The sequence below is a fragment of the Luteibacter sp. P4_D7_3 genome (genome assembly GCF_056401735.1).
Genome location: NZ_JBFUIT010000153.1, coordinates 1 through 9,116, shown reverse-complemented (window position 1 = coordinate 9,116; position 9,116 = coordinate 1). Strand labels below are relative to the sequence as shown.

Annotated in this window: 6 protein-coding genes and 1 pseudogene; 5 read left to right on the top strand and 2 right to left on the bottom strand. The window is 62.8% G+C overall.

Going from position 1 to position 9,116, the window contains the following annotated elements; translation table 11 throughout:
- Positions 1-247: 247 nt before the first annotated feature.
- The 5 genes from AC1DSN_RS13700 (at position 248) to AC1DSN_RS13680 (ending at position 6,761) form a co-directional block, all read left to right on the top strand.
- Complete coding sequence (locus AC1DSN_RS13700) at positions 248-1,780, top strand: catalase (RefSeq protein ID WP_477331155.1); 1,533 nt, start codon at positions 248-250, stop codon at positions 1,778-1,780.
- Between the two features lie 66 nt (positions 1,781-1,846).
- Positions 1,847-3,106, top strand: coding sequence for a 5-aminolevulinate synthase (gene hemA, locus AC1DSN_RS13695; RefSeq protein WP_477331153.1), 1,260 nt, complete (start codon positions 1,847-1,849; stop codon positions 3,104-3,106).
- 2 nt (positions 3,107-3,108) lie between these two features.
- Complete coding sequence (gene hemH, locus AC1DSN_RS13690) at positions 3,109-4,239, top strand: ferrochelatase (protein WP_477331151.1); 1,131 nt, start codon at positions 3,109-3,111, stop codon at positions 4,237-4,239.
- Complete coding sequence (locus tag AC1DSN_RS13685) at positions 4,230-5,168, top strand: LysR substrate-binding domain-containing protein (RefSeq protein WP_477298480.1); 939 nt, start codon at positions 4,230-4,232, stop codon at positions 5,166-5,168. Before hemH ends, AC1DSN_RS13685 begins: the two co-directional genes overlap by 10 nt.
- A 198-nt stretch (positions 5,169-5,366) precedes the next feature.
- The gene (locus AC1DSN_RS13680) at positions 5,367-6,761 is read left to right on the top strand and encodes a hypothetical protein (protein ID WP_477331149.1); all 1,395 of its coding nucleotides are present in this window, start codon (positions 5,367-5,369) and stop codon (positions 6,759-6,761) included.
- A gap of 129 nt (positions 6,762-6,890) precedes the next feature.
- On the opposite strand, the gene AC1DSN_RS13675 is transcribed toward AC1DSN_RS13680, so the two are convergent.
- The gene (locus AC1DSN_RS13675; protein WP_477331147.1) at positions 6,891-8,834 is read right to left on the bottom strand and encodes a CocE/NonD family hydrolase; all 1,944 of its coding nucleotides are present in this window, start codon (positions 8,832-8,834) and stop codon (positions 6,891-6,893) included.
- 10 nt (positions 8,835-8,844) lie between these two features.
- Positions 8,845-9,116, bottom strand: a pseudogene (locus tag AC1DSN_RS13670) (Oar protein); the annotation flags it as partial.

Genomic DNA, 9,116 nt, shown 5'->3' with positions numbered 1-9,116 from the left:
GATACATGGGCCGCGTGAGCGGCCTTCCTTTTCGAACGCGGAGGACGTGTCTGAGCAGCGAGGGTGGGCACCAAGGTCTCCCCGCGAGACGCCCAAGTGTAAAGAGCGATGGCGCAAGCCGAGCCGCCCGCGAGCGGACGCAGCAATACGCGAATCTTTCAATCGTTGGTGATAGGACGTCGTTGATCCTATGGAGAGAAGGCATTGGCCCGATCCATAGTCAGTCCCTATCGACCCCGTCACAAATATGAATTTCCCTTATCAGTCGACGGGACCTAACGTTGCACCCACGTCGCGGCCCCACCGCACGCCTCTCCCACGAACACCAGCAAGGGTAAGACCCATGAGCAAGCTGACCACCGTATTCGGCGCCCCCGTCGCCGACGACAACAACACGATGACCGCCGGGCCGCGTGGCCCGGCCCTGCTGCAGGACGTCTGGTTCCTCGAAAAGCTCGCCCACTTCGATCGTGAAGTCATTCCCGAGCGCCGCATGCACGCCAAGGGCGCTGGCGCTTTCGGCACCTTCACGGTGACCCACGACATCACTCAGTACACCCGCGCGAAGATCTTCTCCGAAGTGGGCAAGACCACCGAGATGATGGCGCGGTTCTCGACCGTAGCCGGCGAGCGTGGCGCGGCCGACGCCGAGCGCGACATCCGCGGTTTCGCCATGAAGTTCTACACGGAGGAGGGCAACTGGGACCTGGTCGGCAACAACACGCCGGTGTTCTTCATCCGCGATCCACTGAAGTTCCCGGACCTCAACCATGCCATCAAGCGCGATCCGCGCACCGGCATGCGTAGCGCCGACAACAACTGGGATTACTGGACGCTGCTGCCCGAGGCCCTGCACCAGGTCACCATCGTGATGAGCGAGCGCGGTGTGCCGAAGTCGTTCCGCCACATGCATGGTTTCGGCAGCCACACCTATAGCTTCATCAATGCGAACAACGAGCGTTTCTGGGTGAAGTTCACCTTCAAGACCCAGCAGGGTATCCAGAACCTCACCGACGACGAAGCCGGGCAGGTGGTCGCCAAGGACCGCGAGAGCAACCAGCGCGACCTGTACGAGGCCATCGAGCGCAAGGAATTCCCGCGCTGGACGCTGTACGTGCAGATCATGCCGGAGGCCGAGGCGGCCAATACGCCGTACAACCCGTTCGACCTGACCAAGGTCTGGCCGCATGGCGATTACCCGCTGATCGAAGTCGGTTTCTTCGAGCTGAACCGCAATCCGGAGAACTTCTTCCAGGATATCGAGCAGGCCGCGTTCGCACCCGCCGTTATCGTGCCGGGCATCGGCTTCTCGCCGGACAAGATGCTCCAGGGGCGCCTGTTCTCCTACGGCGACACGCAGCGCTACCGTCTCGGCGTGAACTATGCGCAGATCCCGGTGAATGCCCCGCGTTGCCCGGTCCACTCGTATCACCGTGACGGCGCGATGCGCGTCGACGGGAACGGGGGTGGTTCGACGAGCTACGAGCCGAACAGCCGTGGCGCCTTGCAGGCCCAGCCGGACTTCTCTGAGCCGCCGTTGGAAATCGGCGAGACGGTGGCCAAGCGCTGGAATCATCGCGAAGACACCGACTACTTCTCGCAGCCGCGCAAGCTGTTCGAAATGATGAGCCCGGCGCAGAAGCAGACGCTGTTCGATAACACGGCCCGCGCCATCAAGGGTGCCTCGCAGCCGGTGGTCCAGCGCCATATCGACAACTGCACGGCCTGCCACCCGGACTACGGCAAGGGCATCGCCGACGCGGTGGCGAAGCTCGGCTGATAGCACGGTAACAACAGAGGGGCCGGAAACGGCCCCTCTTGTTCAGGCAAGAACGACGAGGCAACCATGGTCGACTACCTCTCTCACTTCGAACGCAGCATCGACGCCCTCAAGCAGGAGCGCCGGTACCGCGTGTTCGCCGACCTGGAACGCCAGGTGGGTTGGTTTCCGAAGGCCATGCTCCACGGGGCGGACGGCGCGAAGGAAGTCACCGTCTGGTGTTCCAACGACTACCTCGGCATGGGGCAGCACGCGGATGTGATCGAGGCGATGAGCCACGCTGCACGGACCATGGGCGCTGGCGCGGGCGGGACGCGGAACATCTCCGGCAACCACCACGCAATTATCGAACTCGAGGATGAACTGGCCGATCTGCACGACAAGGAGGCCGCACTGGTCTTCACCTCGGGCTATGTATCCAATCTCGCCGGCATCGCAACGATAGCCCGGCTCCTGCCAGACTGCGTGATCCTGTCGGACGCGCTGAACCACAATTCCATGATCGAAGGCGTGCGCGCCTCGGGCGCCGACAAGCGCATCTGGCGTCACAACGATCTGGCACACCTGGAAGATCTCCTGATTCGCGCAGGTAATCGACCGAAGCTGATYGCCTTCGAAAGCGTCTATTCGATGGATGGAGACATCGCGCCCATCGCGGCCATCTGCGACTTGGCCGAGAAGTACGACGCGATGACCTATATCGACGAAGTGCATGCCGTGGGCATGTACGGATTGCGCGGCGGTGGCATCGCCCAGCGTGAGGGCGTGGCACACCGCATCGACGTTATCGAGGGGACGCTGGCAAAGGCTTTCGGCACGTTGGGCGGGTACATCGCGGGTCGCAAGGCCGTCGTAGATGCGGTGCGTTCGCACGCGCCCGGTTTCATTTTCACCACCACGCTGCCGCCGCCGGTCGCAGCAGCAGCCACGGCGTCGGTCCGCCATCTCAAGGCGTCGCAGTCGGAACGGCAGGGACAGCAGCAGGCGGTGCAGGCGACCAAGGCCGCGCTGGCTTCTTCCGGTTTGCCGCTCATGCCGAGCGAAACCCATATCGTGCCGCTGCTGGTCGGCGACGCTGACCTGTGCAAGCGGGCGAGCGACCTGCTGCTCGATCGCCACGGCATCTACATCCAGCCGATCAATTATCCCACCGTACCGCGTGGCACGGAGCGCCTGCGCATCACGCCCACGCCTTTCCACGATGCGGCACTGGTCGAACAGCTCRGGCGGGCCCTCGTCGACGTCTGGAATGAACTTGGCCTGCCGCTCGGCAAGCCGGTGGCCGGGCGCGACCATCCTTCGCTCACGGTAGCCGCCGGAGGCTGACTATGACCGCCGCAGACCCGAACACCGCGCTGTTCCACGCATGGGAGCCGCCCCAGCGGCGAATGCCCACCACCAGCACAGCGAGCCTGCCCCGATCGACGCTGCGTCCACGAACACAGGCAGCTACTCCGGTCACCCGAGGCAAAGTCGGCATCCTCCTCTCCAACCTCGGCACGCCCGACGGCACCGACTACCGCTCTGTCCGTCGCTACCTCGCGGAATTCCTCTCCGACCAGCGCGTGATCGAACTGCCGAAGCTCGTCTGGCAGCCCATTCTCCAGGGCGTCGTGTTGTTGCGCCGGCCCGCGGTCAAAGGCAAGGACTATGAGCGCATCTGGAATCACGACCTCGACGAGAGTCCGTTGAAAACCGTGACCCGAAACCAGGCGACAAAACTGGCGTCCTGGGCGGCAGAGATATTTGGAGAGGACCGGGTGGCTGTCGATTGGGGTATGCGCTATGGCAACCCGTCGATCGAGGACGCCGTGGTTCGTCTTATGTCGCAGGGATGCGAGCGACTCCTGATGTTTCCGCTCTACCCGCAGTATTCGGCAGCGACCACGGCAACAGCCAATGACCGGCTGTTCGAGGTGTTACGAGGCTTGCGCAACCAGCCGGCAGTTCGCGTGGTGCCGGCGTACTTCGATGAGCCGGCGTATATCGAAGCCCTGGCCCGTTCGGTGCGGACGACACTGGAAAGGCTCGCGGAGGAGCCCGAGGTGATCGTTGCCTCCTTCCATGGTATTCCCCAGCGCAACATCGCCCTCGGCGATCCCTATTACGAGCAGTGCCAACACACCGGCGAGTTGCTTCGCGATGCACTGAACCTGCCGGCGACGCGGTTCCGTATCAGCTACCAGTCACGATTCGGCTATGCGGACTGGCTGCAGCCGTATACCGAGGCCACCATGCGTCAACTCGCTCACGAGGGTGTCCGTCGCATCGCGGTCATTTCTCCCGGCTTCGCAGCGGATTGCATCGAGACGATCGATGAGATCGGTCGCGAGAACGCCCACTACTTTCGGGAGGCTGGCGGCGAGGCATTTACGCTGATTCCTTGTCTTAACGACAGCGACGATGGCATGGCGGTGCTGTGCGACCGCGTGCTGGAGGAGACGCAGGGATGGCTGTGAAGCATGCGACCCGCCAGGATCCGGCCAGCGAACGTGGCAACCTCGCAGGGCTGTCATTGCGCGATCTGGAATACGTCGTTGCCGTGGCGGATCTTGGAAACTTCATGCGTGCGGCCGAGCGCTGCCACGTCACCCAGCCCTCGCTTTCAGTGCAGATTCGTCGCGTGGAGGAGCGGTTGGGGACGGTGATCTTCGAGCGGACCACGCGGAAAATCCTGGTCACGGAGCAGGGCGCCCGCCTCGTGGAACAGATGCGCAAGATACTTGTGGAAGGGAGACGTCTGCTGGATATCGCGTCGCGCCCGGAGCATGCCTTCGGCGGCACGTTGCGGCTATCGGCCATCGCTACGCTCGGGCCCTACTACTTCCCATACGTTCTGGCGGATATCCAGAAGGCCTTCCCGGCTGTATCCCTCGAACTCGGCGAAGGGAAGACGGACGATCTTGTCCATGCGCTGCTTCGCGGCGAACTCGACGTCGTGCTGATGTCCGCGCCGGTCACCCATACGCAGGTGAGCTGCGTTGCGGTTTTTCAGGAGCCCTTCTGGCTGGCATGCCGTGAGGATCATCCGGCAAACACGGAAACCGGTGATCTCTGGGCATCGCTGAAGCCTCGCGAGCGGCTCTTGCTGGAAGAAGGGCACTGCCTGCGCGAACAGGCGCTGGCRGCGTGCGAGGATGTCGCGCCGGACCAGCGGCAGGGGACGAGTCTGGAGACGCTGCGCTATATGGTGGCCGCTGGCGAGGGCTGCACGCTTATGCCGCAGCTGGCGACGACGCGCGTGCAGGGCATGCGCTATCTGCCGCTACCGGAGGACTTCGCCCGGACCATCGTGCTGGCCTGGCGTAAGTCGGACCAGCGCGCGGATGATTTCCGCGCGCTGGCGCAGACGCTGCGGGAGGCTAAACATCCGCTCCTTTCACGGTAGGCCTGGATGAAAACCTTCGCAAGATGAATGCTCGATGTCGGCTGTGCCGAGATTGCTCATYCAACGCGGCGACTAGTACTACGCATTTCCGGTGACCTCGTGCACTCGGTTGTCGCCTTGCGGGATGCTGGCTGCGGCTCGCTAGGGATTCTTAGCGCCGACGATACATGGATGTTTGCAACGACAAGGAGCGTCAACGTGAAACGGCTAATCGTGCTGTGTGTCATTGCTGTTCTCGCCGCGTGCGCGGTTGAAAAACCCATCGAGAGGACCACGCCATCGCCCGTGTCGGTCACGGCGCCGTGGACAGCTCCTCCTGGCGCCATCCCGAAGTCGGCCGCTCCGCTCGCTGCCATCGGGCAGGAGGCGGCGGACCAGATCAACGCGTGGTATAGCCGCGCCGATCTCGATTGCGGGGGCGCGACACTCCCGGCCTTCCTCTGTAGTGGCGTCATGCTGCGGGCGACAGAAACCAATCCTGCCTTTCTACCCTGGGATCCGAGTCCGGGGTCGGTGTCCCGTGGCGGCGTGTCGTTCTCTTGGTTACGGACCGATACCAACTTCGCCAATCTGGTTTTCGCCTACCGCAACGGCTTCATCTTTTATCCTCAACAGGCGACGCCACCGGGAAAGAGCACGATTCAGGTGCTGTGTGTGTTCCCCATGGACGCCGATACAGGCAATCGGCCGACGTTGCAGGGTTGCGGGCCGAACACCGCATATCCCGCGCCAAGTAAGCCCTGTGAATCGCAGGCTATAACGACGGCTCCGCAATGGCTTGCTCACTTCAACCAGCAGGCGAATAAGTACAGCGGTCAGTGCGGTTGGAGCGTTCGGTATGGGGAGCCGGGTACAGCCGATCGCTTCTATCAAAGCATTCTTGCGCGGAAGGGAATGGCTTCAGCATGGTGGAGCATTCAGAACGAGGTGATGCTCGCAACCTGGGCGCCCGGACAGGGCGCGACCCTGCCAATTCGTGCGTTCTTTTATGTTCCGGGCAGTGCCGGGGCGTTGGAAAAGGCACAAGACGATCAGGCACGCTTTCATGCGAGCTATGGGTCCGATATGCCGATCATTCGCGTTACCTTGCCGACGTCGGCAAGCGGCAAGGCGGCGTTCGCCTATTCCGACGCCGACCAAGGCGGCGGGACGGGACAGCCTGGCTCGAGTATCGATTTCGAAAGTACGCCAGTCCAGGGACCATCGGAAGCCATAGAGGGGCCAGGTTTCCATCTGAATGTCCAGGGCGCGCAGGGCGGGAAAGTATCCATCGAGAATGGGTCGAGCCCGGGAGGGAACATAGGGGGCCATCACCTGGTGCTCCCGTATGCGCAGGGCAGCGGGGTCGCTGTCTTGTTCTATCCGGACAAGCAGTCGGTGCACGTTTCCATTGGCTTCTCGAAGGAAAAGGCGAGCCCCTTTATGTACTTCTATTGTTACTCGGAAGGGGGAGCTTCGCGCGCCGAAACGGGAGGGAAGCTTGAGGGCGTCGCCACCTGCGATGGTGTGGATGGTAAGGCTGTCTATTCGATCGCCCTGGGATCGAATGCGGAGAGCGGGACTGTTCGGATCGACAACATCGACATCAACTAACCACTCGGGCGGGTGGTTTGCATCACCTCGTCATTCGGTTCTACTGGGGGTCCTACCGACGAGCATCGCCGATGAATCGGCTCCCACAAGGTGCTGCAACTGCCACCTCATGGGAGCCGGTGCAGCTTCCTACCTGACGACCGGCAATTCCACGAAGGTTCCGTTGGTCCCATCGCGCATGATCGTCTGCGTCGCCTTCCGATAATCCGCCGGCTTCGCGTTGAAAATGTTCGGTACGAAGGTCTGCGGGTTGCGATCGTACAGCGGGAACCAGCTGGACTGGATCTGCACCATGACACGATGGCCGGGCTGGAACACGTGGTTCACCGTGGGCAAGGGAAAACGGTAATCCAGCGGCTTGTCCGGTGTGAGTGCGGCGGGTTTGTCGTAGCCCTCGCGGTAGCGGCCACGGAAAATCTCCATGGCGATCGGTAGCTGGTATCCACCCATCGACGGCTTGTCTTCCACTTCATCCGGGTAAACGTCGATCAGTTTGACCACCCAGTCGCTGTCCGTACCGCTGGTCGAGGCGAGCAGATGCACCAGCGGTTCGCCGGCGACACCCATCGGCTTGTCCAGTACGGGGGAAACATAAGTGAGCACGTCGGTCCGCGTGGCGAACTGGCGCTGGTCGTCCACCAGCCACTCGGGCCAGCTATCCACCTGGTCGGGCGCGCCGTGTGACCACGCCTGGATGGGGCGTACGCGATAGGGCACCGGCTTGGCGGGGTCGGAGACGTAATCGTCCGAGCCCTGGGACGGAGCCGCAACACCGAGGCCGCCATCGGCTTCCGCATACCAGCGCTGCATCGCCGGGGCACAACCCGAGCGACAGGCGGACGGCCACGTATCCAGTTTGCGCCACGTGTTATCGCCGGTAACGAAGGCATTGACCGGCGCGATATTCGCTTTCGGCGCATCGTCCTTCAGGTACTGGGCGAGGAAGGGGCGCAGGATCTCCTGACGAAAGTTCGTGCCGGTATCGCTGCCCAGATCAAGTGCGCCGATGGTGTTCGCCTTCTCCCAGGTCTTGGCATGCCGCCATGGCCCGATGACAAGCCACACCTTCTTGTGCTCGGGATCGCGCGGCGCGAGTGCCCGATAGACGGCCATATCACCGTAGTTGTCTTCCTGGTCCCACAGGCTGTGCACGAGCATGGTCGGCACGGTCATGGGTTCCTTCGCGGCGATCTTATCGAGCGCCTGCCCGGACCAGAAACTGTCGTACGCGGGATGGGCCAGCAGCTTCTGCCAGAAACCGAGCGCCTCCATACCGTAAGCGCGGCCGATATCGCCGGCTGAGCCACCGCGCAGGTAAAGGTCGTAGTCGTCGCGGTAACCGCTCGTCCAGCCGATGTTGCTCTCGCGCGAGTTCACCATGCCGTAGATGTAGGGAATCATCTGCTGGCGGAACGCCCCGCGATGGAACCAGTCATCCCCCATCCAGCCGTCGATCATCGGGTTGATCGGCACAGCCACCTTGAGGGCGGGATGCGGATGGATYGTGGCGATCATCGCCTCGAAGCCGTCGTAGGAGATGCCGATGATGCCGACCTTGCCGTTCGACTCCGGCACGTGTTTCACCAGCCAGTCGATGGTGTCGTAGATGTCCGAGGATTCATCGATCGGCGTCGGGTTGCCAGGGCCGACTGGCGGCCGGTTCATCACGAAGTCGCCCTGGGAGCCGTGCTTGCCGCGGATGTCCTGGATAACCCGGATGTAGCCGTCCTGGACGATCACGTCGGACGGGTTGTCGTAGCCGCGCAGGGTGGGTCCGAGGTGCGGACTGTCCGCCCGATGCCCCATGCCGTCGGCGCCGTAAGGCGTGCGTGTGAGTAGCATGCCCGCGCGTTTCGCGCCCTTGGGCAGCAGGATCACCGTGTGCAGCGTCACCCCGTCGCGCATGGGGATGTCGACCGTGCGGCGTTCGAAATCGAACCCTGCATTCGTCGGTGTGAAATGGGCCGGCGTTTCCGTCGGCAGATTGTCATAGGTCTTCTCGCCGCCGACCGCCGGGGTCGCGAGGACCCCGGCGGCGAGCACGACGATACCCAGTCGCAGTAGTGCGTGCATGACCTCTCCGTCAGAAGTCGTAGGTGATGCCGAAGCGGGCGTAACGCGGCTGCGTGTAGCTGATGACCTGGTTATAGCCGTCATTCACCGACTTGGTGCTACCGGAAACCGGGTTAAGGGCCTGCGCACGCTGCTGGTTGAGCAGATTGAATACCGAGACGTTGAAGGCCAGCTTGCGGTCGGCCCAGAGCGGACGGTACTCGACATTGGCGTCGATCAGCTCTTCCCACGGGTTGCGTCCCTTGTCGCCGGGACGCGACGGCACGCCGAAGCAGTAGTGTG

What these genes read in the sequence shown, in the direction of transcription:
- AC1DSN_RS13700 (WP_477331155.1), top strand. Translation starts at nt 248, where the DNA reads ATGAATTTCCCTTATCAGTCGACGGGACCTAACGTTGCACCCACGTCG.
- hemH (WP_477331151.1), top strand. Translation starts at nt 3,109, where the DNA reads ATGACCGCCGCAGACCCGAACACCGCGCTGTTCCACGCATGGGAGCCG.